Source organism: Streptomyces sp. NPDC048291, from assembly GCF_043201715.1.
Taxonomy (GTDB): Bacteria; Actinomycetota; Actinomycetes; order Streptomycetales; family Streptomycetaceae; genus Streptomyces.
Window position 1 is genome coordinate 127,232 of record NZ_JBICZC010000022.1, and the last position, 26,450, is coordinate 153,681.

Annotated in this window: 21 protein-coding genes and 1 pseudogene; 10 read left to right on the forward strand and 12 right to left on the reverse strand. The window is 68.6% G+C overall.

The genetic code is table 11. The annotated features are described in order from the left end of the window. Window positions 1-152 precede the first annotated feature (152 nt). Together ACGF5O_RS45135 and ACGF5O_RS45140 are read left to right on the forward strand one after the other, a co-directional pair. On the forward strand, window positions 153-3,581 hold the full coding sequence (locus tag ACGF5O_RS45135; RefSeq protein ID WP_393815782.1) for a DNA polymerase III subunit alpha: 3,429 nt from the start codon (window positions 153-155) through the stop codon (window positions 3,579-3,581). Window positions 3,582-3,586: 5 nt separating this feature from the next. After that, window positions 3,587-4,693: a hypothetical protein gene (locus ACGF5O_RS45140; RefSeq protein WP_393815752.1), complete on the forward strand. Its 1,107-nt coding sequence runs from the start codon at window positions 3,587-3,589 to the stop codon at window positions 4,691-4,693. 230 nt (window positions 4,694-4,923) lie between these two features. On the opposite strand, the gene ACGF5O_RS45145 is transcribed toward ACGF5O_RS45140, so the two are convergent. The 4 genes from ACGF5O_RS45145 to ACGF5O_RS45160 all read right to left on the reverse strand — a co-directional run bounded on the left by ACGF5O_RS45145 (window position 4,924) and on the right by ACGF5O_RS45160 (window position 8,485). Beyond that, window positions 4,924-6,270: a PLP-dependent aminotransferase family protein gene (locus tag ACGF5O_RS45145; protein ID WP_393815753.1), complete on the reverse strand. Its 1,347-nt coding sequence runs from the start codon at window positions 6,268-6,270 to the stop codon at window positions 4,924-4,926. Between the two features lie 74 nt (window positions 6,271-6,344). Continuing rightward, window positions 6,345-6,728 (reverse strand): MmcQ/YjbR family DNA-binding protein, encoded by a 384-nt coding sequence (locus ACGF5O_RS45150; protein WP_393815754.1) that lies wholly within the window; start codon window positions 6,726-6,728, stop codon window positions 6,345-6,347. Window positions 6,729-6,977: 249 nt separating this feature from the next. After that, window positions 6,978-7,646: a TetR/AcrR family transcriptional regulator gene (locus ACGF5O_RS45155; RefSeq protein ID WP_393815755.1), complete on the reverse strand. Its 669-nt coding sequence runs from the start codon at window positions 7,644-7,646 to the stop codon at window positions 6,978-6,980. A 221-nt stretch (window positions 7,647-7,867) separates the two neighbouring features. Beyond that, window positions 7,868-8,485 carry a TetR/AcrR family transcriptional regulator gene (locus ACGF5O_RS45160; protein ID WP_362647697.1) on the reverse strand — a complete coding sequence of 206 codons (618 nt, stop codon included), beginning with the start codon at window positions 8,483-8,485 and terminating at the stop codon, window positions 7,868-7,870. Between the two features lie 732 nt (window positions 8,486-9,217). On the opposite strand from ACGF5O_RS45160, the gene ACGF5O_RS45165 reads away from it, so the two are divergent. From ACGF5O_RS45165 to ACGF5O_RS45185, 5 genes are all read left to right on the forward strand, one after another. After that, window positions 9,218-9,772: a carboxymuconolactone decarboxylase family protein gene (locus ACGF5O_RS45165; protein ID WP_393815756.1), complete on the forward strand. Its 555-nt coding sequence runs from the start codon at window positions 9,218-9,220 to the stop codon at window positions 9,770-9,772. Window positions 9,773-9,943: 171 nt separating this feature from the next. Next, a complete protein-coding gene (locus ACGF5O_RS45170) occupies window positions 9,944-10,738 on the forward strand; it encodes an isocitrate lyase/phosphoenolpyruvate mutase family protein (protein ID WP_393815757.1) in 795 nt (264 codons plus the stop codon). A gap of 62 nt (window positions 10,739-10,800) precedes the next feature. Further along, window positions 10,801-11,448, forward strand: coding sequence for a nitroreductase family protein (locus tag ACGF5O_RS45175; RefSeq protein WP_393815758.1), 648 nt, complete (start codon window positions 10,801-10,803; stop codon window positions 11,446-11,448). A gap of 220 nt (window positions 11,449-11,668) precedes the next feature. Further along, on the forward strand, window positions 11,669-12,583 hold the full coding sequence (locus tag ACGF5O_RS45180; RefSeq protein WP_393815759.1) for an NADP-dependent oxidoreductase: 915 nt from the start codon (window positions 11,669-11,671) through the stop codon (window positions 12,581-12,583). Window positions 12,584-12,738: 155 nt separating this feature from the next. Beyond that, complete coding sequence (locus tag ACGF5O_RS45185) at window positions 12,739-13,680, forward strand: NADP-dependent oxidoreductase (RefSeq protein ID WP_393815760.1); 942 nt, start codon at window positions 12,739-12,741, stop codon at window positions 13,678-13,680. 147 nt (window positions 13,681-13,827) lie between these two features. On the opposite strand, the gene ACGF5O_RS45190 is transcribed toward ACGF5O_RS45185, so the two are convergent. Continuing rightward, complete coding sequence (locus tag ACGF5O_RS45190; RefSeq protein WP_393815761.1) at window positions 13,828-14,208, reverse strand: nuclear transport factor 2 family protein; 381 nt, start codon at window positions 14,206-14,208, stop codon at window positions 13,828-13,830. 570 nt (window positions 14,209-14,778) lie between these two features. Between ACGF5O_RS45190 and ACGF5O_RS45195 the strand changes: the two genes are divergently transcribed. Further along, on the forward strand, window positions 14,779-15,660 hold the full coding sequence (locus ACGF5O_RS45195) for an SDR family oxidoreductase (protein ID WP_362647715.1): 882 nt from the start codon (window positions 14,779-14,781) through the stop codon (window positions 15,658-15,660). 428 nt (window positions 15,661-16,088) lie between these two features. On the opposite strand, the pseudogene ACGF5O_RS45200 reads toward ACGF5O_RS45195, so the two are convergent. The 4 genes and pseudogenes from ACGF5O_RS45200 to ACGF5O_RS45215 form a co-directional block, all read right to left on the reverse strand. Then, window positions 16,089-16,340 (reverse strand): annotated as a pseudogene (locus ACGF5O_RS45200) (LexA family protein); the annotation flags it as partial. Between the two features lie 208 nt (window positions 16,341-16,548). After that, a complete protein-coding gene (locus ACGF5O_RS45205; RefSeq protein WP_393815762.1) occupies window positions 16,549-18,516 on the reverse strand; it encodes a DUF3732 domain-containing protein in 1,968 nt (655 codons plus the stop codon). Then, window positions 18,513-18,989 (reverse strand): three component ABC system middle component, encoded by a 477-nt coding sequence (locus ACGF5O_RS45210; RefSeq protein WP_393815763.1) that lies wholly within the window; start codon window positions 18,987-18,989, stop codon window positions 18,513-18,515. Before ACGF5O_RS45210 ends, ACGF5O_RS45205 begins: the two co-directional genes overlap by 4 nt. Beyond that, a complete protein-coding gene (locus ACGF5O_RS45215; RefSeq protein ID WP_393815783.1) occupies window positions 18,986-20,203 on the reverse strand; it encodes an ABC-three component system protein in 1,218 nt (405 codons plus the stop codon). The genes ACGF5O_RS45210 and ACGF5O_RS45215 overlap by 4 nt, the downstream gene beginning before the upstream one ends. A 193-nt stretch (window positions 20,204-20,396) precedes the next feature. Between ACGF5O_RS45215 and ACGF5O_RS45220 the strand changes: the two genes are divergently transcribed. Continuing rightward, window positions 20,397-20,822 (forward strand): DUF4259 domain-containing protein, encoded by a 426-nt coding sequence (locus ACGF5O_RS45220; RefSeq protein ID WP_393815764.1) that lies wholly within the window; start codon window positions 20,397-20,399, stop codon window positions 20,820-20,822. A 41-nt stretch (window positions 20,823-20,863) separates the two neighbouring features. After that, complete coding sequence (locus tag ACGF5O_RS45225; protein WP_393815765.1) at window positions 20,864-22,099, forward strand: DUF4253 domain-containing protein; 1,236 nt, start codon at window positions 20,864-20,866, stop codon at window positions 22,097-22,099. A gap of 105 nt (window positions 22,100-22,204) precedes the next feature. On the opposite strand, the gene xerC is transcribed toward ACGF5O_RS45225, so the two are convergent. The 3 genes from xerC to ACGF5O_RS45240 all read right to left on the reverse strand — a co-directional run bounded on the left by xerC (window position 22,205) and on the right by ACGF5O_RS45240 (window position 26,006). Then, window positions 22,205-24,514, reverse strand: a complete 2,310-nt coding sequence (gene xerC, locus ACGF5O_RS45230) for a tyrosine recombinase XerC (protein WP_393815766.1) — start codon at window positions 24,512-24,514, stop codon at window positions 22,205-22,207. 117 nt (window positions 24,515-24,631) lie between these two features. After that, entirely contained in the window at window positions 24,632-24,964 is a 333-nt protein-coding gene (locus ACGF5O_RS45235) for a helix-turn-helix transcriptional regulator (protein WP_351816470.1), read from the reverse strand. Between the two features lie 4 nt (window positions 24,965-24,968). Next, window positions 24,969-26,006 carry a tyrosine-type recombinase/integrase gene (locus tag ACGF5O_RS45240; RefSeq protein WP_393815767.1) on the reverse strand — a complete coding sequence of 346 codons (1,038 nt, stop codon included), beginning with the start codon at window positions 26,004-26,006 and terminating at the stop codon, window positions 24,969-24,971. Window positions 26,007-26,450 lie beyond the last annotated feature (444 nt).

Consider the following 26,450-nt stretch of genomic DNA (forward strand, 5'->3'; position numbering starts at 1 on the left):
ACCCAGTCACAGCGGTCCGCGTACGGCGTGGGACACCATCACCCCAGTCGTTCGCACACTTGTGCGATTTAGAGTTATGGTGGATACCTGGAGAGGACGCAGGTCAGGGAGGGGCGCGACAGACAGGAGGTACAGGCCGTGGATTTACTCATCTGCGCGTCGCCTCCGGCTACAGCGCCCGCTACGGCGCCTCTCTCCCCGGCGCCCTCGTGCAGCGCGCCGTCGAGCGCGGGATGACGACGCTCGCGCTGACCGACCGGGACACCGTCGCGGGCACGGTCCGCTTCGCCAAGGCCGCCGCGGCCGCGGGGATCCGTCCCGTCTTCGGGGTCGACGTCGCCGTCGCCCCGCTCACTGCGCCGGACCCAGCAGCCGGCCGTCCTCGTACGCCCGTGCGCGGCGGTGCGCACGTGGTCGAGCCGCCGCTGCGGATCACCCTGCTCGCGCAGAGCCCGGCCGGGTGGGCACGGCTGTGCCGCCTGGTGTCCGCCGCGCACGCCGAGGCCGACGGCGCGGCACCGGTCGCATCCTGGGCCGCTCTGCACACCTACGCCGACCAGGACCTGGTGGTGCTGCTCGGCCCTTCCTCCGAGCCGCTGCGCGCGCTGTCCGCCGGCCGCCCCGACGTCGCCGAGCAACTGCTCGCGCCGTGGCGGGAGCTGGCCGGGGAGCGGCTGCGGCTGGACGCCGTGTACCTGGGGCGGCAGGGCACCGGGCCGGGATCGCTGCGGCTGGCCGCCCGCACGGTGGGCCTGGGCGACCAGGTCGGGGTGCGTACGGTGTTGACCAACGCGGTCCGCTACGCCGATCCCGGCCAGCACCGGGTGGCCGACGTCCTGGACGCGGCCCGCCTCCTGCGGCCCGTCGACCGCCGGTTCCTGGACGGCGGCGAACGCTGGCTGAAGGCGCCGGCCGCCATGGCCACGGCCGCCGAGCAGATCGCCCGGGCCGTCGGCGACGATCCTGCCCGGGCCGTGCGTCTGCTGGCCGAGACCGACGCCACGGGCGAGTCCTGCACGCTCACCCCGGCCGATCTCGGTCTCGGCCAGCCGCACTTCCCCGAACCCGCCGTCGTGGGCGCCGGCGAGGAGTCCGGCTCGGCGATGCGGCTGCTGCGGCAGCGGTGCGAGACCGGGATGGCCGCCCGCGGCCTGGACGCAGACCAGCAGGCTGTACGGCAGCTCGGATACGAGCTGGACGTCATCGGACGGCTCGGCTTCGAGGGGTACTTCCTGGCCGTGGCCCAGGTGGTCGCGGACACCCGGGCGCTGGGGATCCGGGTCGCCGCGCGCGGCTCCGGCGCCGGCTCCATGGTCAATCACGCGCTGTTCGTCGCCACCGCCAATCCGCTCGAACATCGGCTGCTGTTCGAACGCTTCCTCAGCGAGCGGCGCACGAGTCTGCCGGACATCGACCTCGATGTGGAGTCCGAGCGGCGCCTGGAGGTGTACGACGCGATCATCCGGCGGTTCGGGCCGGAGCGGACCGCGGTCACCGGTATGCCCGAGACCTATCGGGCGCGGCACGCCCTGCGCGATACCGGCCTCGCCCTCGGGATCCCGCCGCAGGTCATCGGGGAGATCGCCAAGGCCTTTCCACACCTGCGGGCCCGGGACATCCGCGGCGCCCTGGCCGAACTGCCTGAGCTGCGGCACCTTGCTGCTCAGGCAGAGAAGTTCGGACCGCTGTGGGAGCTCGCCGAGGGGCTGGACGCGCTGCCCCGCGGCTACGCCATGCACCCATGCGGAGTGATCCTGTCGAACGTGTCGCTGCTGGACCGGCTTCCGGTCCAGCCGACCCCGGCCGGCTACCTGATGGTCCAGGCCGACAAGGAGGACGTCGAAGACCTCGGCCTCCTCAAGCTCGACGTCCTGGGCGTGCGGATGCAGTCCGCGATGGCGTACGCGGTCGCCGAGATCCGCCGCACGACCGGCCGCGCCCTCGATCTCGACAACCCCGACCACGTCCCCCTCGACGATGAGAAGGCCTTCGAACTCATCCGGGCCTCGGACACCGTCGGCCTGTTCCAGCTGGAGAGCCCGGGCCAGCAGGACCTGGTGGGCCGTCTGCAGCCGCGGCACATGCAGGACGTCGTCGCGGACATCAGCCTTTTCCGCCCCGGCCCCGTGTCAGGAGGGATGCCGGCTCTGTTCATCGCGGCCCGGCACGGCGCCGCCCCCAGGTACCCGCACCCGGACCTGGAGCCGGTGCTCAACGACACCTACGGCGTGGTGATCTGGCACGAGCAGATCATCGCGATCCTGTCCCGGATGACCGGCTGCGACCGTGCTGCCGGCGACGTCGCCCGCCGCGCCCTGGCCGACCCCGAGCGGCTGGCCGGGGTCGAGGCGTGGTTCCGTCGTACGGCCGGCCAGCGCGGCTACGCCAAGGACGTCCTCGACGAGGTGTGGGAGACCGTCGCCTCCTTCGGCGCGTACGGCTTCTGCCGCGCCCACGCCGTCGCCTTCGCCGTCCCCGCGCTGCAGTCCGCGTATCTGAAGGCGCACTTCCCCGCGTACCTGTACGCGGGGCTGCTGGAGCACGATCCGGGCATGTGGCCGCGCCGGGTCCTGGTCGCCGACGCCCGCCGCCACGGCGTTCCGGTGCTGCCCGTCGACGTCAACCACTCCCGCGGGCAGCACAGCGTGGAGCCGGCCGGCCAGGGGTGGGGGGTGCGCCTGGCATTCTCCACGGTCAAGGGCATCAGCGAAGCCGAGACCACGCGTCTGGTGGCCAGCCAGCCCTACGCCGGCCTGCAGGATCTGTGGCTGCGCGCCCGCCCGTCCCTGCCGCTCGCCCAGCGCCTGATCCGGATCGGCGCCCTCGACGCCCTCTCCCCCGGCCTGACCCGCCGCGACCTCCTCCTGCAGGCCACCGAACTGCACCGGCAGTCCCGCAACCGCACCACAACCGACGGACAGCTGCCGCTGAACGGCGAACTGGTGACCGCCGAACCGAGCGGACTGCCGGAGATGACCAGCCGGGACAGGCTCGGCGCCGAACTCGACACCCTCTCCATCGACGTGAGCCAGCACCTGATGGAGCACCACCACCGCCTGCTGCGCGAGCTCGGCGCGACCGACGCCGCCCACCTGCGCGCCATGGTGCCCGGGCAGAAGGTCCTCGTCGCCGGCGTGCGGGCCTCCACGCAGACGCCGCCGATCCCGTCCGGCAAGCGCGTCATCTTCACCACGCTCGAAGACGGGTCCGGACTCGTCGACATCGCCTTCTTCGAGGACTCCCACGAGCACGTCGCTCACACCGTGTTCCATTCCGGGCTGCTGCTGGTGCGCGGCACCGTCGAAGCCCGCGGCCCGCGCCGCACGGTCGTCGGCGAGATGGCCTGGGACCTGGAGGAGGTGGCCGACGCACGCCGCGACCACGGTCCCCAGGCCGCTCTCGACCTCCTCGGCCGCGCCCACCCGGCCCCCACCCCCGCACAGCCGTCCCCTTCGCCGCGCACCCTTACCGACGGCACCGCGGGCGCCCGCCTGCACCCCTACGCCGACCTCCAGCCCGCCGGCACCCGCTCGGCCGACCTGCGCCGGCTCGGCCACCGCAGCCCCGGAAGTGCGGGCTGATCACCATGAGCGGCCGCCGCATCCTCCACCTGCGCGCCGAGCTTCCTGCCGAACCGGACGCCGAGCTGCCCGAGCGGCTGCGCCGACTCCTCGAAGACATCACGCCCCGCGTGCAGATGGTCGAACCGGACGTGGCCGTCCTCGACCTCACCGGTTCGCTTCTGTACTGGAAGCGCGACGCCCGGGCCCTGACCGAGGTGGTCCAGATGCGCGCACTCGCCCACCTGGGCCTGCACACCGCCGCGGGATGCGCGGGCAACCGGATGCTCGCCGCCATGGCCTGCGCCCTCACCGCACCGGACCGGCACACCATCATCGACGACTCCCCCGAGGCGATCACCGCGTTCCTGTCACGCCGGCCCGTACGGGAACTGCCCGGCGTGGGCACGAAGACCGCCTCGGCGCTCGCCGAGTACGGCCTACACACCGTCGGCGACGTCGCCGACGTCCCCCAGCTCACCCTGCAACGCATCCTCGGGGCACGCGCCGGCCGCGCCCTCCACGAGCACGCCCACGGCCGCGACACCGCAGCCGTCGACCCCACCCCGACACCGGCGACCATCAGCACGGAACACCGCTTCGTCCGCGACGAACTCGCCCCGGCCGCGCACCGGCGCGCCCTGCTCGCCCTGGCCGAAGACCTCGGCACCCGGCTGCGCACCTCCGGCCAGATCGCCACGGGACTGACCTGCACCATTCACTACGCCGACCACAGCGCGACCCGGCGTAGCCGCACCCTGCCGGAGGCCACCCAGCACACCGTGCTCCTGGCCCGCACCGCGTACGCGATCTACACGTCCCTCGGGCTTCAACGAGCTCGGGTCCGCGGTATCGCGCTGCGCGCCGATGCTCTTCGGCCCGACGACCGAGCCACTCGGCAGCTCACCCTCGACGCGGGCGACGACAAACCCCTCGCGATCGAAAGCGTCGCCGACCGGGCCCGCGCACGGTACGGCCGCCAGATGCTCTACCCCGCCGCCCTCGCCATCAACTCCCGTACCGGGATGCCCAGCACCGGGGACCGGCCGGTCGTCGAGCAGCCGCGACCGGAAGGCGTCCTCCGGATGACCCGGTCGCGCAGAGAGGCGGGTCCGCCACCACGTGGGGAGTGACGGACCCGCCTGAGTCCACGTTGCAACACCGGGCCCGTGTTGCGGGCACAGCAGGCGAAGTGCCCCTGGAAAGGACGTGACTTCGGCAGAAGGCCGGGCCGGCAGCCGAGGTGAGGGCGGCGTCCGCGTACGCGCGGTATCGGCCCGCCACGACCAGGGACACGGCCGGCGGTCGCGTCGTCTTGTTGACGACCTGCGGCGACGCGGCGTGTCCGGTCAATTGGGGCGCGTCAGGAAAGGATCTGCATGAGTGCGGAGAGCGCTTGAGGCCACATGGCGTCGGAGGGCGCCCCGTAGCCAACGACGAGGGCATCGGCGGTGACGTGCCGAGATCGTTCGTGGCGGTACCGGGACAGGCCGACGACTTTGAGTCCCTGCCGGGTCGCCGACTGAAGAACGCGCTGCTCGGTCCCGGGCGGCAGGCTGAGAACGGTATGTAGACCCGCCGCTGTCCCTGTGACGCGCACTTTCGGGGCTTGCTGGGCGAGGGCTGTGACGAGTGAGTTCCGTCGATCGCGGTAGCGCCGCCGGGCAGAGCGTATGTGACGGCTGTACGCGCCGGAGGTGATGAATTCCGCCATCGTCAGCTGGCTCGATACCTCGCATGAGTCGATCCGTCCCTTGGCCGTCACAGCTTGCTCGGTGAGCGTGGGAGGCAGCACCATCCAGGCCAGCCGCAGGCCAGGAGCAAGGGTTTGGCTGGCGGTACCCAGGTAGACCACGCGGTCTGGAGCGAGTGCCTGGAGCGCTCCGACAGACCGGTGGTCGAACTGGAACTCACCGTCGTAGTCATCCTCCAGGACTAGCGCGCCCGTCCGTCTGGCCCAGTCAACGACGGCGGTGCGGCGATCGCGTTGCAGCGTCGTTCCCACAGGGAACTGGTGAGCTGGCGTGAGCAGGACCGCATCGGTGCCGTCGGGCGGGACCGGATCGGTCCCGTGAGTATCCAGGGGAAGCGGGAGGGTCTTCAGCCCGGCAGCCGCCAGCAGGTCGCGGTACCCGCCCAGGCCGTAGGACTCTACGGCGACACTCCTTGCCGCCCGACCGGCCAGGACTACGCTCAGGATCTGCAGGCCGTGGGAGACACCAGCGCAGATCAGTATGTGCTCAGGACTCGCGTAGACGCCCCTGGCTCGTGCGAGATGGTCTGCGAGCGCTGCCCGTAGCTCCGGCCGACCGCGGGGGTCGCCGTAGCCGAACGCGTCGTCGGGAGCCGCGGCCACGGCCCGGCGTGTGGCCTTCAGCCAGGCAGCACGAGGAAACGCGGTGAGGTCGGGGCTGCCCGGGATCAGGTCGTAGCACGTTTCCGCGGACGGTTCGGCAGCCGATCGGCCCGGGGCCGGCCGAGTGATCATCGAGTCCGTCACGAGTGTGCCCGAGCCTCCGCGGGCGGTGAGCCATCCCTCGGCGACGAGGTCGCCGTAGGCGTTGGCCACGGTGTTGCGGGCCAGCCCGAGGTCGTCGGCGAGCCGACGGGAGGAGGGCAGACGCGTCCCGGGGGTCAGGCGGCCGGCGCGGACAGCTTCGCGTACGGCGGCGGCAAGCGCGCGGCGCACACCCCCCTCGGCTCGGATCACATCACTCACGATGGCCTGTCGCAGCGGCGCGGCGGCACTGCGGGCATCAGGAGGGTCGACGGGCATGACGACGGTCAGGCCCGGCAGCCGAAGGTCTGCGGATCCACGGGTTGCTCGGACTTGGGCAGGCCGCGGACCACGAGACGGTAGGAGTCGATCACGAGCTCCTTCACCAGCTCCTCGTCCACGGTGCCCCCGCCCTCCACCGTGATCCAGTGCCTCTTGTTCATGTGATAGCCGGGGGTGATGTCCTTGTGGCGCTCCCGCAGGGCCGCGGCGTCCTCCGGAGCAGCCTTGAGGATCACGACAGGATGCCCCGGCATGTCGGTCATCAGCATGAATACCTTGCCGCCGACCTTGTAGAGGTCCCAGTCGGGGCCGATGCGGTGCTCCAGGTCGGTGCCGGGCAGGTCCGCGGTGCCGGCGCCCGCGATCTTCTGCAGCTCCTGTCCGTCCATGGTGGTCAGCTCCTCGTTCGTCGAGTACCCCTGACCGGCCGGCCGGGGCGAAGGCGGCGTCTTCCTCCTCGCCGCAAGGACAGCGGTGCCCGCACGGCGGCCTCGATGTCGGAGGCCGCCCTCTCCAAACGTATCGCAAGGTGACCCATTTTAGGGACTAAATAGTCCTCTCGCAGGGAGTGAAACGGTGCCGCGACCGCCCGCAGGGCGGCACCGGGACGTCTCGGTGCGGCACCTGCCGTGGACGGCTCAGCGCCCTGAAGGGTCCCGGGTCGGCGAAGTGCCCTCGACGGCCGCGGCGTACGCCTTGACGTGGCCGATCGCCATGTCCAGGGCGATCCGCATGGGCTTGACGTCCTGGACCGTCTGAGCGAGGAGGTAGCCCCCCTGCAGGGCGGCCATGATGCCGGTGGCCAGCTCCCCGGCGTCCGCGTCGGCCCTGAGGACTCCCGAGTCCTTCATTCGATCGAGCCCGGCCTTGAGCAGTTCCTCCCAGGTGGCGAAGTGCCCGGCGAGCGCCTCGCGTGCCTCTTCGTCCTGATCGGCCAGCTCGCCGGCAAGGGATCCGAGCGGGCAGCCGTACGCCCCGTTTCGGAGCGCGTTGTGTTCGATCAGTACGTCCCGCCAGCGCTCCAGCCCGCGCAGGGAGTTGAGCCGCTGGAGTAGCTGGTGCTGGCGTTTGAGCAGTTCAGTGGCCTGCAATGCGACGACGTCCCGCACCAGTGCATCCTTGTCGGGATAGTGGCGGTAGAGCTGGGATTTGCTCGTTCCGCTGGCTGCCCTGACCTCGTCGAGGGTCGTGGCAGACACGCCCCTGACGTACATCATGTCGGCGGCAGCCTTCAGAATGCGCTCCCGAGTTACCCGCCCGCGCTCGGTCAGCCGGGAGTCGTTCCTGTCGCGCGCCTGTTCCGCCACATGGGCCAGATTACCGCCGCGTACGCTAGCAGGATCATAAAGGGACCTCAAGGTCCTTTTTTGTGGGAGGTGGCTCGACGCGGAGCCGTGGTGGACCGCCTGGACGACGGGCTCGTGCTGGTTGTTTGGCGCGCACGGGACTCGACGTGTCCGGGCGCCGGGCAAGGCCGTGCCAGTAGCCGCTCGAGAGACGGGGCGCGCCTCGAACCGCGCACGTGGGTTCAGGCGCGAGCGAAGGACGCGATGTGGTCCAGTGCCATGTCCAGAGCGACGGCCATCGGCTCGGAGGTGTGAGCGTTCTGCGCCAGCACATAACCCCCTTGCAGGGCGGCGAGCAGACCGGTGCCCAAGCGCTGCGGGTCGGCGTTCTCGGAGAGTACGCCAAGGGTGCAAAGCCGGGTCAGCGTCTCGACGAGCATCCGCTGCCAGGCGTCGAACGACGCGTTGAGCGCCTGCCGGGACTGCTCGTCGTTGTCGGACAGCTCGATCGACATCGCACCCAGCGCGCACCCGTACGAGCCGTCCTGCAACGAGTTGGCCTGGACCAGGGAGTCGCGCCAGCGGCGCAGGCCGGCGAGGGTTCTCACGCCGCGCAGGTGCTGCTCCTCGCGGGCGAGGACGAACTTCGACTGCACGTCGATCACGGCGTGGATCAGCGCGCGTTTGTCCTCGAAGTGGTTGTACAGCTGCGACTTGCTCGTTCCGCTCGCCAGCCGGACGTCATCGAGCGTGGTGGCGGTGACGCCCCTCACGTAGAACAGCTTGGCTGCCGAATCAACGATGCGTGAGCGGGTCTCCAGGCCGCGTGGCGTGCGGCGGATATCGCTGGTTGCGGACACGGTGTCTCCCTCAGGCACGTTACTCACTCGTACTGCTCGGCCGTTCGGCACGCGTGGCGCCGTCGTTCTCCAGGTGCATCGGTTGTGACACCAATAGGACCATAAAGACCCACCGGTGAGAGATGGCACCCTTGTGATTCTTCACGCGGGTGGCGATCGTGTCGCGGCCTGTGCGCAAGGGCCGCCCGCTGCGGCGCCCCGGCGCCCGGGGCCGTACTTCCTCGTGGACGGATGCGGGATCGATGCGCGTGCGGAGCCGGCGGGCCTTGCCGTCGTTCCTGTCGAGTCTTACCCAGAGATGGACTAAATAGTCCACCAACGAGGTCGGAGCGGACTGGGCGAGGCCGATGCGAGACCGTCCGGACCCTCGCACCCCGATCGGCGAAGTTGCCCACCGCAGGAGTTCATCTGCGGCTTTGGCCTGCATATTTAAGAATCTGCCCCTAGCCCGACCCGGACGGGGGCGACCTGGCGGATGCGTCCCCTCCCGGCGAGGGGTTGCGTACCAGATTCTGGTCTGTATAGTCCTTTCTGTGAGGTGCTCGTGGTGGTGGAGAGATCCGGAATCCGGCACCGGAGGAGTCACCGCCCTCAATGGAGGCCACCGGGCGCAACCGACGCGACCGTCGAGGTCGTGGCGGGCGCAGGAGAGCCTGCGGTGGAGCTCCGAAGCACAGCGAGCCCGGCTCGGGCTCGACGACTTTCACTCACCCTGATCGAGGTGGATTCGCCGTGTCACGACTGAACGCTCCCGCTCCAGAGGATGTGTCTGCCGGTGCGCAGCAGATACTCGGCGCCGTTGGTGCGCAGCTGGGCTTCGTCCCGAACATGTTCAAGGCCCTCTCGTCAAACCCGGCGGTTCTCGAGGCCGTCACGACTCTGCAGGGCATTTTGAGCCGGGTGCTCGACGCGAGGACGCGGCACAGCATCGCCCTGGCCGTTTCGCAGGCCAACGACTGCGGCTACTGCCTTGCGATGCACACCTACGTCGCCACCGAATTCGGCGGCATGTCCCGCGACGACATCGAGCTCGGCCGTGTCGGGAGCTCGATCGATCCCCGGCGTGCCGCGGCCGCCCGCTTCGCGCAGCGGGTGGTCGAGAGCCGTGGACAGGTCAGCGACGCCGACCTCGCGGAGGTACGGGGCGCCGGATACACCGACGCCCAGATCCTGGCCGTCGTCGCTGCGGCGGTGCAGTTCCTGCTCACCAACTTCATCAACAACGTCAACCGGACCGACCTCGACATCCCCGCCGCCGACTCGGCCGGTACGACCGTGCGCCAGTGAACCCGCGCCCCGAGCCGCCGGTCCTGCGCGGAAGTCGTCCGCGGCGCGCTTCATCCCGCCGGTCGAAGTCGGCGCGGCGTCAGATAGCGCCGTGCGGCCGCCGGCCCCCACTGAGTCAACGATCATTCAGGAAGGCTCGACATGCCGGGCTCCGAACTCTACGAGACGTTCATGGCGCTGCACACCCGCGACGGTGGCCTCGTCATGCCCAACGCCTGGGACGGCCTCTCGGCGCTGATGCTGGCCGATGCCGGGTTCGAGGCGGTCGCGACCTCGTCCGCGGCGATCGCCGCCACGCTTGGCCGCCCCGACGGGCGGCACGAGGTCACCCGCGAGGAGCACCTTGCGCATGCGCGGCTGCTCGGCAGCCTCACAGGACTGCCCGTCAACGGAGACTTCGAGGACGGATACGGCGACACGCCCGAAGACGTCGCCGTGACCGTCGAGGCCGCCGTGGCGTCCGGCCTGGCCGGCATCGGTGTGGAGGACACCTCGGGCGACCCCGCCGTGCCGATCCGTTACTTCGACGAAGCGGTCCGTCGGGTGCGCAGCGCCGTTGCCGCGTCGAAGGGACGCATCGTCGTCACCGGCCGCACCGACAACTTCATCCAGGGGCGCTCCGATCTCGACGACACCATCCGCCGTCTGACGGCCTTCGCCGAGGTGGGCGCAGATGTGGTCTACGCGCCGTTCCCGCCCGACCTCGACGCGCTCGTCGCGATCGTCACCGCGGTCGCCCCGACTCCGGTCAACGTCCTGGTGTCTCCGTCGGACAAGGTGCTCACCGTCGCGGAACTGCAGCAGGCCGGGGTCAAGCGCATCAGCTTGGGTCCGTCGCTCTACACCCACGCGATGGGGGCGGCCGAGGAAGCCGCGAAGGCCCTTCTCACGGGCGACCTCGCCTCGGCAACGACAGGCATGAACTTCGCCCGCGTCGGCGAACTGCTCGCCCGCAGCAAGAACTGACCCGATCAGTACGAATCACGGACTCTTCGTCTCGTGATCACACAACACGAAGGCAGAATGACATGGACCTCGGCAAGCTCAGGAACAAGCACCTGACCAGGTACTTCGACCCCAGCAAGACGATCCCCGACGCGACGCTCCAGGAACTGCTCGGGTTCCTGCGCTCGACGCCGTCCTCGACGAACGTGCAGCCCAACCACTTCTACGTCCTCGCCACGACCGAGGGGAAGGAGCGGCTGGCGGCCAACCTCGGCGAACGGTTCCAGGACAACAGCGAGAAGATCCTGAACGCCTCGCACACCGTCATCCTCACCACCAGGGCGGACCTTCCCGAAGACCACCTCCAGGCCGTGTTCGACAAGGAGCGGTCCGACGGCCGGTTCCCCGACCCGGCGAAGCAGGCGCGGTGGGAATCCATGACCCGCGACTTCCTCAGCCTGCGGAACTACGGCTACAAGGACCTGAACCACTGGATGGAGAAGCAGACCTACCTCGGGATGGGGCTGACCATGATGGCGGCTGCTGAGCTCGGCGTCGAAGCCATGCCCCTCGAAGGATTCGACCCCACCAGCGTCGACAAGGCATTCAAGATCCGCGAGACCGGGCACACCACGACCGTGCTGCTGGCCCTCGGCTACCCCGACCCCGCGAAGGTCTACAACAGTCCGATCTCCCGCTTCGAAACCGACCGGTTGTTCACGTTCGTCTGACCGGCCGTCGCCCCGCGGGGCCGGCGGTGCCAGGCGCCGACGAGCGTCAGGCCGCCCGCGGGCAGCCACGGACATGGAACAGGTCGGTCGAACCGAGCACGACGACAAAGATCTACTGTGAAGACGTACGGAACATCCATATTTGACACAGGTGTCGGATGTGGGTTTCCGGCGGCCACTTTCTGGTCGGCCGGACCGAGTGAAAGGACAACGATCCACTATGAAGGCGTGCGGTGTCTCCGGGGCGGAGACGGAAGTCGCCCTGCTGGAACTGCCCGAACCGTCATCTCCCCAGCCGGGCCAGATCCTGGTCGCGGTCGAGGCCGCCGGGGTCGGACCGTGGGACGAACTGGAAATCGACGCCCGCTGGGACGTGGGGCTACGCCTCCCGGCGGCGCTGGGAGTGGAGGGCGCAGGCAAGGTGCTGGCCGTCGGCGCGGGTGTCAGCCGGTTCGCGGTAGGCGACCGGGTGCTCGCGCATGAAGCCCCGCTGCCCGGAGGGAGCGGCTTCTGGGCCGAGCTGGTCCTGGTCAACGCGGATCACGCGGCGGCCTGCCCACCAGCCCTTGACGCCGCACACGCCGCAGCACTGCCGGTCAACGGGCTCACCGCGCTGCAGGCTCTGGAGAAGCTCGACCTCGGCCGAGGACAGCGGCTCCTGATCACCAACGGAGGAGGCGGCACCGGCGCCCTGGCCGTCCAGCTTGCCGCGGCCCGGGGCATCGAGGTGACCGCGACCGCGTCTCCCGCCGCCGCGGAGCGCCTTCTCGGGCTCGGAGCCAAACACGTCGTCGACTACCACGACCCGCACTGGTCGACCGAGGTACGCGGCGGGTTCGACGCCGCCCTCGTCATCGCCGCCGGTACGGCGGTCCAGGCCCTGCCCCTGGTGCGTGACGGCGGCCGGCTGTGCTCCCTGACCTCCGACGCGCCGCCGGAGGAACGAGGCATCACGAGTTGGGACCTCTACATCGAGCCCAACGGCGAGCAGCTCGCGCAGCTGGCCGAGCAAGCCGCGGCGGGAACCCTGCAGCTCGCACCGGAACTCCTGCCGCTCAGCGAGGGACCGGCCGCGTTCGAACGGGTGGTTGCCGGACGGGCCGGAGGCAGGAAGGTCGTGCTCATTCCGGCATGACGCGCCCAGGCGCCGGCCGATCCCGGTGCCTGGCCGCAGTGTGCACGGGACACGGGCGGCGAGACCGCATCGGACCGGCGAGGCGAGCGGCCTGCCCACCACTGCCTGCAGCGGGGCGGGGGCGCACAGAGCTTGCCGAGAAGGAGGAAACACAGATGAAAGCGATCGTGGTCACGGACCCCGCCGCCGGAACCGCGGGGATGACGCTGACGGAACGGCCCAGACCGGACACGGCGCGCCTTGCCGGCCTTGACGGCGCGAACTACGGCGACGTCGTCGTCGAAGTACACGCGTCGGGATTCACCGGGGACGAACTGGAGTGGCCCTCGACCTGGGTCGATCGCCTCGGCCGGGATCGGACGCCGTCGATCCCCGGACACGAGGTGGCAGGCGTGGTCAGCTCTCTCGGCTACGGAACGGCAGGACTGTCGGTCGGCCAGCGCGTGTTCGGCCTCACGGACTGGACCCGTGACGGCACCCTGGCACAGTACGTCGTCGTCGAGGCGCGCAACCTCGCGCCGCTGCCCGGGGACATCGACTTCACGGTCGGCGCGAGCGTCGCGATGACGGGCCTGACGGCCTGGCAGGGACTGTTCGAGCACGGGCACCTCGCGGTAGGGCAGAGCGTGCTCGTGCACGGCGCCGCGGGAGCGGTCGGATCAATGGCGGCTCAGCTCGCCCGAGAGGCCGGTGCGTACGTGATCGGCACCGGACGTGCCGCCCACCGCGAGAGCGCACTCGCCTTCGGCGTGCACGAGTTCGTGGACCTGGACAACGACACGCTGGAAGACGTCGGCGGAGTCGACTTCGTTCTCGACGTGTTCGGCGGCGACATCGGCGCCCGCTCGGCCCGGCTGGTGCGAGGTGGAGGGACATTCGTGACCGTCACCGGCCCGCCGGAGGTGCGGCCGGTCGACGGCCTGGCGGTCGACTTCGTAGTCGTCCCGGACCGCGCCCAGCTGGGCGAGATCGCCCGGCGGGTGCGGGAGGGACGTCTGCGGACACACATCGCCCAGGTCGCGAGCCTCGACGACGCCGTCGCCGCCTTCAACCCGTCCCAGAAGGCCAACGGAAAGACGATCATCCGCGTGCAGTGAAGCCGCAGTCCCGGAGCACCGTCAACGCCAACGGGCCGTCGATCCGTGTCATGTGCAGCTAGCGCCCTCACGCGACGCATTTCAGCAGGTTCCTGTCGCGCGGCGCCCTCCACTGCACCCGCACGAGCACAGCCACCCGCGTGCAGATCAGATGCCCGGCGCGATCGCGCACGCTGAGACGCAGACCCAGGTCCCCCCACGCTTCTGATAGGTGTCCGTGTAGAGGGCCTCCTGCTCGGATCCATCAGCGAGCACGGTGTACGTGCTGCGGCCATGTATGAGCGCAACGTCACTTAGGATCCGGATCTTGACGTCATCTACCGAAAGGTCCTTGAAAGGACGTGGCTTCGCTATGTACTCCAGGAACTCGGCACGGTTCCGTGTGACGCCCGGAGTCTGCACAATAAAATCCTCGGCGAGGAACTCACTGAACCGCTTGACGTCGTTGTGCTGATCCGACTGGACGTAGTCGTTGTTCAACTGCTCCAGGATTGCCAGATCCTCGGAAGACGGCTTGAATTCATTCATCTGCCCTGCCCCATCTACGTAAGCTCGATTTCCTTCTCGCGGTGGATTCTCGATCTGCGGGAATGCGTACCCGTCGAATTAATTGCACAAAAGGCGTAAGTCGCCACGTGTCAGCAGGTGAACGATGATTGGCTACCATCAGCCACAGCTCAGTATCAGCCTACCCTTCCTTCTTTCCTGAAGCACTTCGGAACTCCCGAGGTCAAGGCCCTATGCGGCGCATGCCTACGCTCATCGGAGCAGCACCTGCACAACAGGCGATGCAAAATAACGGAATGTGTACATTGAGGTTCTTCGGCCGCCCCTCCCGCGGGTGAGCAACCGCTGGGTGCAGGCGATGGCGGCGAGCGGGGCGACTTCCGCCGCACTGGCCTGAACTGCGACCCTGGACGTCAGCCGCCCGATCGGTGGCCGTTCCGAAGAAGCTCATTGTTAGAATACTGATCAGCATCGATGAGATGCAGTCTCCTTGTCGGGGAATTTCAAAGGCGAGCGCCGCCGGCCCGAGCGGCCCGACCGTCAATTCTTTTCCTGCGACCCAGCGTTCCCAGCAGACATCTGGAGCTTTCCATGCGCGTGTTCGTCACCGGAGCCAGCGGCAGCATCGGCTCAGTTGTAGTTCCCGAACTCATCGCTGCAGGTCACGAAGTCCTCGGCCTCGTCCGTTCCGACGCCGCAGCGGCGGACGTCGCCGCCGCCGGCGGGACACCGCTCCGCGGCGACCTCACCGACCTGGACAGCCTCCGCTCCGGCGCCACACAGGCCGATGGTGTCATCAACCTCGCTTTTAGCAACGACTGGAACAACTTGGAGCAGGGCATCGACGAGGAAGCGCGCGCCGTCCAGACGCTTGCGGCCGCACTCGCAGGCAGCGGCAAGCCGTTCGTGCATGCCGGCCTCACACCGATGATGCCAGGCCACATCTCCACCGAGGAGGACCCCAACACCACAGTCGGTCCTGTCGGTGGCCGCGGTCGCACCGCCGACGCGGTGCTGGCGCTGGCAACCCAGGACGTCCGGTCCTCCGTCGTACGGCTGCCACGCTCCGTGCACCAGCGCGGGGCGCAGTACGGCTTCTGTTCAGTGCTCATTGCCTCCGCGCAGAGAACAGGCGTGTCAGCGTACGTAGGAGACGGCGCCCAGCGATGGCCGGCGGTCAACCGGCGTGACGCCGCCGTGCTGTTCCGTATCGCACTCGAGGACGCTACGCCGGGCACGGTCCTTCACCCGGTAGCCGACGAAGGCGACACCATGAGGTCGCTCGCCGAGACCATTGCCGGTGTCCTCGCGGTGCCGGTCGAGTCGGTCCCGCCTGAGCGCTTCGGCGTCATCGGTCGCGTATTCGCTCTTGACATGCCATCGTCGAGCGCCCTGACCCGGGAACGGTTTGGCTGGCAACCCACGCGCCCAAGCCTGATCGACGACCTCGCTGCTGGCGACTATCCTGCATGATCCTCGACGGCGCGGAGCCCGCCGCCGCCCCACGAGACACGCGTAACCGACCACGCAGGCAGGAAGGTCACCGCAGCCGAGGTCTCCGCCGAAGGCCACTGCAGGCGTACCGCGACAGAGAGCCCGTAGATTTCAACCTTCCCGTCGGCCCCAACACGATCCCCGTGCCACCACGAGATCGCCGCCAGACCCCGGTAGGCCACGTCACCAGCTCATTGTGACGACAGCATTCAGTCCGCCTAGCGGCACAGGCCCCGACCAGCCCGCCCCGCACACGCGCCGTGACCGGCGCACCCTGGCGCCCCTCGAACGCGGTGCCCTATGAGGGTCGGGCCTGTCGAGCGCAGGAGTGCTACCGACCCGCGGCTGTTTCGGCCTGGCGGACCCGGCCGCGCAGGGCTTCCTTTGCTACAAGCGATGCCGGATGCCTACAGCACGCGCAGGACGCCGACGACCTTGCCGAGGATCCGCGCGTCGTCGCCGGGGATCGGGGCGTAGGCAGGGTTGCGTGGCATGAGCCAGACCTGGCCGTCCTGCCGGCGCAGCACTTTCACCGTGGCCTCGTCGTCCAGGAGCGCGGCGACGATGTCTCCGTGGTCGGCGCTGTCCTGCCGTTTGACGGTGACGATGTCGCCGTCGCAGATGGCTGCGTCGATCATGGAATCGCCGGAGATGGGAATCCGACGGGTTCGCCGAATCTTGGAGGGCTCAGGAAGGGAACCGATGGCAGACTACGCCCGATCGCGTGCGGCCTGGCGTAGGTTCGCGTGTCCGGGTATGTGCACTGGTCCAGCAGTGGGGACTCAGATCTTTCGCGAGAACACCGTGTCAGCGGCCACTTAATTCACTTCATGACCGCCGCCGCGGCAGCGGCGGGCGAGGTGGTGATCAGCTCTCTGGGGTATCTGGCTCCATCCAGGTCGAGGGCACGAGTCCTGAGTCGTTGCCGTACCGCCAGCGCTCGACAACGTGCTGGCTGAAAGCTGGGTCGTCGAGGTCGGCGTGTTCCATGACGATGACCTGCATCTTGCCGGCGAGTTGCTGCAACGTGCGGTGAATGGCCTCGTACGTGTTCAGCAGATGCGTGCGGTCGTTGGTCTGCAGGACTTCCTCGCCGGTCGGTTCTGCTGGGAAGTACACCTGCGACGGTTGGTCGAGGACCAAAATGCGGGGAACCGGGCTCTGGTGCCTGGTGAACCACTCATGGAGGCTGAGCAGAGTGGAAACGTGGTAGCCCAGATGATTCTCGGCGCTCCCCATGTCCTTGAGCTGGACAGGTCCGTCGGTGGTGTCGGCGATAACCGTGAGCCGGTTGAGGTCGAGTCGGATGGGCGAGGCCGCGAAGTCCAGGTCCAGTCTTCTGGCCTTCTCCCTGATGTCTTGGTTAATCAGGGAGAGGAAGCTGGCAAGACGCTCGTCCTGGGTGCTCCCGCTGAGCTGTTCCTCCAGCCCCGCGATTTGGTCGCGCAGTTCGTTACGGCGGTCCAGGACACGAGGCGCCGCGGCCTGCTGGGCGATCGTGTCGACGTAGAGGCTGATGCGTCCCTGGACGATGGCGGCCCGGCGCAGGTCGTCGGGCTCCTGCTGGGTCGTGCGCAGGCCCGTGGTGAGTTCTTGAACCTGCTCCTGGTTGCGGGCAAGTTCTGACCGGAGCTCTTGCAGGCGGTCTTCCTGGTTGGCGATGAGCCGACGGATAGCGGGGGTGTCGTTTCGGATGACCCCGAGGTCGCCGTCGAGGAGGGCGAGGTCCCGTGTGAGGCTGGCAATAGTGTCGTTCGCCGAGGGAATGGTGCTGTCGCAGACGGGGCAGTGGTCGAGATCCCCGGCTTCTGCGTCCTGCCGGAGGAGGCCGAGGGAGGTAAGGCGGGCGCGCTGTTCGATGGCCTGGTCGCTAAATTCGTCGTTCTCCGCGAGGGCACCCTTGAGGTCGGCGATCCGGGCCCGAGCCAGCGCGAAATCTCGGCGCAGGTCCGCTCGACGGGCGTGGAGGGTCGCAAGGGGGTCGTTGCCGCCGGGCTCGTGAGGCCGCAGCGCGCCGCCGTGAGCCAGTTCATTGCGGAGACGACGGAGGAGCTGGAGAACATCTTCTGCGGTCTGCGTGCCGGTCTGCGGGGGCAGCAGGCCGACTTCGACGGCTTCGGTCAGGAGAGCCTGAGCTTGGCCGCTGGCGGGAGTTCGGTCTGCGGATACGGCGAGCTTGGCTTCGTTGTCGGCCAGGTCCCGGCGAAGGTTGCGGAGCTTGTTGTGAAGGAGTGCCTGCTCGGGATCGACCGCGCCGAGGAAGTACGGGACAACTCCGCGAATGGTGTTCGGTCTCCACTCCTCGCCCTGCGAGTGGAAGAGAACATCAGGGTTGGCGACTTCGTTCTGAGCTTGGAAACAGAAAAAGAGGGCGTGGCGGATGGACGGGGCTATGAGCGTGTTCTTGCCGACGGCCGGCACGCGGACGGTGTTGTCGATACCGCAGAAGTCGCTCAAGTAGGCCTTGGCGGTGTCCTCGGGCGTTGTGAAGCGAAGATCCTCCAAGGCTGGCGGCGGGCTGCCGGGAGCCTGAGTGAGCACACACATCGTCGTGCTGGTCTTGGCGTTGTCCTTGGGCGCCTGACGAGCTACGAAGAGCTGCTCGCCGGCCTTGACGAGGGTGATGGCGTAGGTGCTGACGTAGGTACGGACCTTGCCCGCTTTGACGGGGTAGTCGGAGCTGGCGAGGCAGTAGTCGATGATCGTCAGCAGCGCGCTCTTGCCACGTCGGGAGTCACCCGTGACGATGTTGAGGGCACCGAGCTGGAAGGGGACGGTACGCATCTGGCCGGGCTTCTTGCCGTAGATGGTGACCGCTTTAATTTGGAACGTCACGGTTTGACTCCGAGAAGGGTCAGGACTGTGCTGAGGCTGCCCGTGCTGGGTAGCCAGCGCCCGAGGAACTGGGCGGCCTGCTGGATCGCAATGGTCTGATCGGTTGCTCCCTTGATCCCCTTGGTGGTGGGGCCCAGGGCCAGGGTGAGTCCCTCTTCTGTGGCCCGCAGAGTCCTGGTCTGGAGGGCAAACAGGACGCCGGGACGCACCACGGCGGCGAGGGAGGCCGCGTTGCGGGTCATGGCCACGCGCACGGCGTCATTCGTGTCGAGCCACTTCATCATGCCGCTGTTCAGGGTGCTGGGGAGTACCGCCCTGATCGCGGGCTGAAGGGCCATGATCCCTGCCACGACGGCCACGGGCAGCGGACAGGGGGTGTTGTACTGCTGCTCGTGGCCTTGGACGGCACGGGTGCACAGGAGCGCGGTGAAGGCGGGGTTGTACAGGGCGCGCTCTTCGCGGCTCAGGTTCATCCAAGGACCTCGACGGGCTCAAGGAGCTGCATCAGGCGGGCGGCGAAATCGGGGTGCCAACCGACTCGGCGCTCGTCGGCGAGCATGTGGTACGAGCCCTTGGTCACGAAGACCTCGTCGCATCCGGTGCGAATCTGGAAGCGGGCCTCTTGGTCGACCCATCGGTAGATCAGCTTGGCCTCGGCCTTCTTCTGCTCCTCGGTGGCCTCGGGGCCGAGTTCTTCCTCCATCACGGCGAAGCGAGCTTCCCACTCCTCCACCAGCCGGCGCTCGTACTCGCCGATCTCGCCAGGGCGTAGCAGGTTCTCGTTGGTCCATCGCGAGCGCTGTGCGAAGGCGCGCACGTAGTCCCGGACAGCGAAGCCGATGCGTGTGGAGCCCACTCCGATGAGCCCCAGTTGTCGGACGAAGATCTTCTCTGCCTGTTCCGTGGGGTCGCCGGTCATACGAGTGATGTCGCCGTCGATTGGCAGGTTGTCGTGCTGAAACTGCCGCTGGAGGCTGCTGAACACCTCGTCGAACTCGACACCGGTGACCGGGCTGCCGCCTGGCGTGCGCATCTGCTCAATCACGCGGTCGTAGAACCAGCCCTCCAGCCGGTTCAAGAAGGCTTTCGCCGCGTCGTGGCCGGCGGCCACTGCGGCGAGGCGGAGCATTGCGGTACGGACGTCGGCGATGTCCTCGGTACCCCCGACGACCTGGATTCGCGCGAGCAGTGCGCTCTGCAGCGGCTTGGCCATGCCGGTCAGCGCAGCGAATGACTTCAGGAGGTCTTGGCTCTTGGTCTTTGAGGCTTTGGCCGCGGCACAGAGCTGCTTCAGGGCTCGCTCCTCATCGCGGTGCCCCGTGGTGCGATGCTGAAGGAGGTAGCCAACGCTGTCCGCAGGCAGCTCAGCGGTGGTGAGCAGGTAGAGGTTCGTCTCCTCCAGGTCGATGCGTCCTGCCGTAGCTGCCTCTGCCCAGATCCGGAGGGTCTTCCAGAGATCCTTAGACGTATCGGTCAACCGCACGCCATCGGCGCGCTGTTTGAGCTGAAGAAGGTCAGTCACGGAGCCGATGTGCTGTTCGATATCGTCGGCGGCCTCAACTGCAATGCTCCAGTCGGGGCCAGTGCTCATCCACTGCTCAATGCACATGTGCAGAGCTTTGGCGAACTGGAACAGGTAGCCCAAAGCGGACGCCGACGCTTCGTACTGCTCTCCCCCGTCTGCCATCACGCCCCCCAATCCAGACCGGTCCCGCGATCATTCCATGAGGCGGACGATCCGCATAAGGGTGGGTGCTCTGCCTCTCTGCATGAGGCATCACGGGAGAAGGTCGCAGGCATCCCTTGGACTGCGCGGCTGCTCCTGTCAGTGGCCTCTGTCAGGCTGCCTCGGTCAAGACCAAGATTGATCTGGAGAGACCATGGGCACTTGGGATGTCGGCCCCTTCGATAACGACACCGCAGCGGACTTCTGTGACGACCTCGACGAGGCAGCCGCAGGCGAACGTGAGGGCATCGTCCGCGGCATCCTCACCCGTGTGATCGACACCGCGGGCGATCTGGAAGCACCCGAATCTGAGCAAGCCGTTGCTGCGGCCGCCCTCGTCGCCGCGCAATGCTCTGGCGGCGAACCTGCCGATCCCGTGTATGGGCCGGAAGAGCCGCTTCCTGATCTCACCGGCTTGCGCGATCTCGCCCTTCAGGCCCTTGACCGCGTCATGACCGACCCGTCCGAGCTGATGGACCTATGGGCGGAATCGGATGGCGGCCCCTGGCGCGCGACTATCCGCCGCCTGCGGGGCGTGCTCCTGCCGCAGCCGCCCGGAGAGCAGCTCAGCCTTATCTGACCGCACCGCAACCACTACCTGACTCCATCCGGAAGGCCGCCATGAGCTGGGATGTACTTCTCCTCCGCCTACCCGACAACGTGACTTCGGTCCAAGAGATCGCAGGCGATCACACCTCGCCCCCGCTCGGCCGCCTCCACGACGTGCTCGCGACCGTCGCCCAGGCCGCTCCGGACGCCGATCTCTCTGACCCGACCTGGGGAGAGCTCCTCGGACCCACCTGGTCCATAGAACTCAACATCGGCGATGACGACCCAGTGGACTCGATCATGCTTCACATCCGGGGCACCGGCGACGACGTGCTCACACCCGTCTTCCGCCTCGCCGAAGCCTTGGGTAGCAAGGTCCTCGACTGTGCCGAAGGAGACTTGATCACTGCAGGGCAGACGTCGGGCTGGCATGCGTTCCAGCAGTTCCGCGACCGCGTGTCCGGTTCCGCCGAGCCACACCACCAGCATCCACCCGTGCACCCTGAACCCCGATTGAGCCTTGAGGCCCCACTCCCGCCCGGGCGGATGATCACATCCGATGAAGGCGATGGGGACATGCAGCCCCTGTGGCTCAGCGATCGTCCGGCCGCGGCCGGACTGTGGGCTCAGATCCGTGCCGAGCACACTCGCTCCGGCTTGTGGCCGTTGCTGCTTGACGCGCTGGATCCGGGCGATGATGAGTTCCGGCCGTGGGGATCGGGAGAGCTCTTGCCCGAGCGGATGTCTTCTCCGGCAAGCCACGACCCGGCTCGTCTTCTCAAGGAGTGGTGGGCGACGTACACCGCCGTCGATGAAGACGACGACATGCTCGACGCCAAGAGGCGCCTCGCCGTCACGGCCCCCTTCGGGCAGGACTGGCCCGGCATTGCTCCTGCTCGGTCGGCCGAGACCGACGCCGACGAACTGGCAGCCGAGTACGCGCAGGTGTTTCTCACCGGCCGTCCGCAGACCCGGCTGGGACTGGTCGCGGCCGCGTCCGGCGCCGAGGCCCTCGCTGTCGCAGGCTGGTGCGGCCCTCTCAACTACGACAACGACGCCGCCAAGTTCTCCGCGGTCATCCGCGACTGGGAGCACCGGTTCGGCGTCCGGGTTGTCGCGGTCGGCTTCTCCACCCTGCACCTCAGCGTCGCCACGCCGCCGATGAACAAGGAAGACGCTCTCCTGGTCGCGGCGGAGCACTTCGCCTTCTGCCCGGACAACGTCTGGCAGGGCAGAAGGCCGTACACGCTGACCGCGTACGCCGAGCGGATCACCGGAGCCCACAGCTGGGACTTCTGGTGGGACTGATCCATCCCCCGGCCGGGAAATGATCACCGGCTCAACCGGGAAGTGATCTTCAAGCGCTTCGTGAGCCCTTGGTCAGCGCTACCCGTGACCAGCCGTGGGCTGACATCACGGGGTGATGGGGTCGTGCCTCTTGTCTGGGTGTGCCGACAAGACGTAGCGGGTTGCGGAGAGGTTGGACAGACCGAAGAGCTCCATCAGCCGGACCGGGTCGGCGCTGTGACGCGCCTCGTCGACGATTCGGTCCACGCGGAGGCGGCCAGCGGGCAGGCCGACGCGCTGGAAGAGGTGCTGGATCACGCTCGCGCTGATGGACGGGCCGGAGTCGTCGACGGCGGTGTTGCGGGTGACGAAGAAGTGGGGGTTGGAGCTGTCGGGCCACCGCCGGTGGCGCTGGAGTTCCCACGCGGTGACAAGCCGCAGGGTGAAGGCGTCGAGGTAGATGACGTGATCCAGTCGTCCCGCCCGGCGCAGGCGCAGTCGGCCCCTGCTGCGGTCGAGATCGCTTCTCCGGAGGTGGACGAGTTGTCCGGGGAGGAGGGCGTAGATGGCAACGAGGGCAACCATGAGACGGTCGCGGGGGTCGTCGAGGTGGTCGAGGAGGCCGGCGATGCGGTCCGAGGGCAGCGCGGTCGGCACGGATCGAGTGCTGGTGAGGGAGATGGCTCGGGCGGGATCGCGGAAGACGAGGCGTTCGCGCTTGAGGGCTCTGAAGAAGGAGCGCAGCGCGGTGTGCAGGCGGCGGGCCTTGTCGCCGCGGAGCGGGTCCAGGGCGTCCTCGATGTGCTTCTTGGTGATCTCGCGGGGATCGGTGAGGCCGTCGGCGATCCAGGCTTTGAGCGTGTCCAGGATGGCGACCACGTAGTTCTCGATCGTCTTGGGGCTGCGGGCTCGGCTGGAGGTGCTGCCCTGGCCGAGGAGCACGTCGATGAAGGTGTGCACGGCGGTGGAGAAGGCCGGGTGTGTGACGGCGGTGGCGTGGTGCCGGGCGCGCGCGGTGCACGGATCGCTGGGCGGGCGGGCTTCGAGCAGGCCGCGCAGGCGGAGATAGTTGATGACTCGGGCGCCGTGGAGGTTCGGGTATGTGGAGGCCAGGGCTCGGATATCGCTCTCCTGGATGGGAACGTCGGCGCCGAGGTGGCCGGTCACGATGCGCAGGGTTCGGGTGCTGCCGTTGAAGGAGTGGGTGCTCCATCCGCGGCCGCGCATGTACGAGGTGAAGTCGGCGACGAGAGCGGCTGCCGCTGAGGTGGGGGCGGGCGGCCTGGTGGTGTCCAGACGGGACCAGTCCCGTGGTGGAGCCGGAAAGAGTTCCAGCTGAGCAGGGTCAAGGAGATGCTCGGACGGTCGCGGTGCGGACGCGGCCCGGGCCCGGGCACGGCGGCGTTTGAGGGCGAAGCGGCCTTGGAGCGCCGCTGTGCCGGGCAGCAGGCGTCCGACGGCCAGTCCGGCGGCGTGGGGGCGGGCGAACCACAGCTGGTCGCCGTTCTTCATCGCGATTTGGGCGGTGTCTACTTCTGTTTCGGCGATGACGATCCGGCACATGCGGCACATCCCGTCGCTGAGCATCAGGGTGCGGTGGCAGCGGTCGCACTCGGCGTCGGTGCCGCCGCGTTTGCGGATCTCGTGGCACCAGCTGGTGCACGCCGCGCACATGACCCGGCGGTCGTTCGCCCAGGCCAGGCAGTGCGTGCACTGTCCTCGCAGTTCAGGGTCTCGCTGCCCGCCCTGGCGGGTGGGCCCGGTTCCGCGCGGCGGGATCACCCGGCGTGGTGGGGGCGGTGCGAGGAAACCGGCACGGTCCAGGGCCTGTCCGAGGATCGGGCCGTTGTAGAGGAGGTCTTTCAGAGCTTCGGTGGCAACCTGGTGCTGGTCGGGGTCGCGGGCGGCCAGTGCCAGGCGGGCGAAGCCTTCGAGCCGCCAGATCCACATGGTCCGGGCGCGTACCCGGCGCTCGTCCGCCATCTGCTGCAGTTGCTCGGCGACGGCCTCGAAACCGGGGATGCTCCGGTCTGCGATGCGGGCCGCGTGGGTGCGGGCGAACTGGCGGGCCGGAGTCGGGAAGAGTCCCAACTGCCCGGGAACATGGACAGGGCAGATCCGGGGATCGTCCCGCACCGGGTCGGGAATCCTGGCCCGTAGCCACGGGGGGATTGCCGCTCGCCGCCCGGACTTGGCCTGGGGCATCCGCACGGGCCTGGTCTCGGGCAGGGCGATCCCCTCGATGTCCAGGACGAGCTGACGCGGCCGGCCTGGCGCGAGGGCTTCGTCGTGGAGCTCGCCCCAGGCCCAGTCGTCGTCTTCCCCAAGGCGGACGGCCAGCAGGCAGGGCGCGCACACCCCGGCCCGCGGCACCGGCACGGTCCGCGCGCAGCGCCGGCACGGAGCCTCGCTCCAGCCGTCCCTGCCCGAGGACACGCGGGTCCACGCCCACGCGCACCGCGGGCACATGGCCTTCCCGTTCACTCCTCCCCAGCTCGCACACTTCTCGCACGAGCCGAGCAGCCCAAACCCCCTGGTCACTGGATACCCGGGTCAGTTCGGCGGCAGCGAGCGCCGGGCTCCGCCGCTGCCCGGCCTGGGAATCGGGCGCGCGGGTCCGCTCTCGCCGACGGCACGCAGCTCGGATTCCGGGCGTCCCTCAGCTGCCGCCACCGGCTCGGCTTCCATCAGGTCCGCCACCGTGCACTGGAGGGCGGCGCAGATCTTGTCCAGGTCCTCCAGGCGGACCGTGACCGGCGTGCCCGACCACAGCGCGGCCACCTTGCTCAGGGACGGGGTGAACCCCACCTCCCGGAAGGCTGCCTGCAACTGGGTCGGGCGCCAGATGTCGCGCTTGGCCGCGGCCCAGCGCAGGTTCCACTTCAAGGGATCACGCCTCCGTGCTCAGCCGGCGAACCGCTCGCCGGGAAGACTCCAGGCTCGCCCGCTCCGGGTCGCCCTTCGCGGTCGCGAGATAGCCGACCGTGGTGGATGCCCAGACATGGCCGAGCAAGACCTGCACGTCCCACAACGGCATCCCCGCCTCATAGTTGTGGGTCGCGCAGGCGTGCCGCAGGAGATGCGGAAAGAGCTCGCTGACCGGGCCCCTCAAATACTCGTGCGACGCCATCTTCAGCGCGCGCCGGAACGTGTCGGGCACCACCGGCGGTGCGAGCAGCCCGTCCATGCCGGCCAGCGACTTCGGCAGCCGTTCGGAGGGGAACAGCGGCGCCCGTGGGTCGGAGGGGTCATCGGGAAACTCGCCCCGCACCTCCTCGATGTACCACCACAGGAGCGCGCGGCCCTCTTCGAAGAGGAAGGCTTCACGGTCACGGGGGCCTGAGCCGCCGGCGCCCTTGCCGTGAACCAGGAACCGTCCCCACTGCCCGTTCTCCCAGTGCACGTCTCCGAGCTGCACCTGGCAGAGCTCCGCCGCTCGGACCCCGGAGATGTACGTGAGCTTGGACATCACATAGTTGCGGACCGCCACCGGGTACTTCCGGGCCCGCGGCAGCGCCTCACGCCAGGCGGCGAAGAACTCCTTCGTCGCCCGGGCCGACGGTGGGATCCGGAGCCCGAAGTCCCCACGGTGGACTGGCCGGTTGAACGCGTCAACGGGTGACTCGACTACCGCGCCGAACCGGCGGTGGATCTCGCCGGCGTAGCGCTGTTCCAGGAAGGCGTAGTAGAGGTCGATCCGGTTGATCTTCGACCTGACCGTCGTGTGCCGCGGTCGCTTGCCCGGGCCGGCGAAGTATCTGTCCAGTTGCCGCGAGGTCAGGTGCCACGGCATGACGTCGTAGTACGAGCAGATCTCCAGCACCGGCTGGACCAATGACTCCAGCGTGCGCGGTGACAGGCCCGCGACGTCCCGGGCCCATACGTACTCGGCGAGGGAGTCTTGGAAGAGCGCCCGCTCGGCTTCCACGGATGTGGTAGTTGCGGCTTGTCGCTGGAGCGTCAGGACGTCAGCCAGGCCCGGCTCCGGCCGCGCTTGTTCGCCAGGCCGGTCCTTCACAGCTACGTCGCCGCCCGTGATGAGGGAGAGGCGACGTGTCCCAGAATCCGTCACAAGGAAGCAAATTACGGAGAGAACTCCTGGAATCTGCGAGTAATCGTCAGATCCCCACACGATCGAGTGAAGCGTCTGCCCGCGGCTCCGACCTGTATGAACAGCCACAACTCCCGCACGGGATAGCGGAACGAACCCGTCGGCGCTCCAGTTTCAAGGCGAAAAGCTGCCGGTCGGTGAGCCCGTCGGGACCCCGGCGGATGCCCGGAGGCCGGCCCGGTCCAGCGTGGGTGATGGTCATGTGCCCCCCTTGCGATCTTGCGTCTTTGGACAGTAGCCCCACACACCGACAAACGGAAC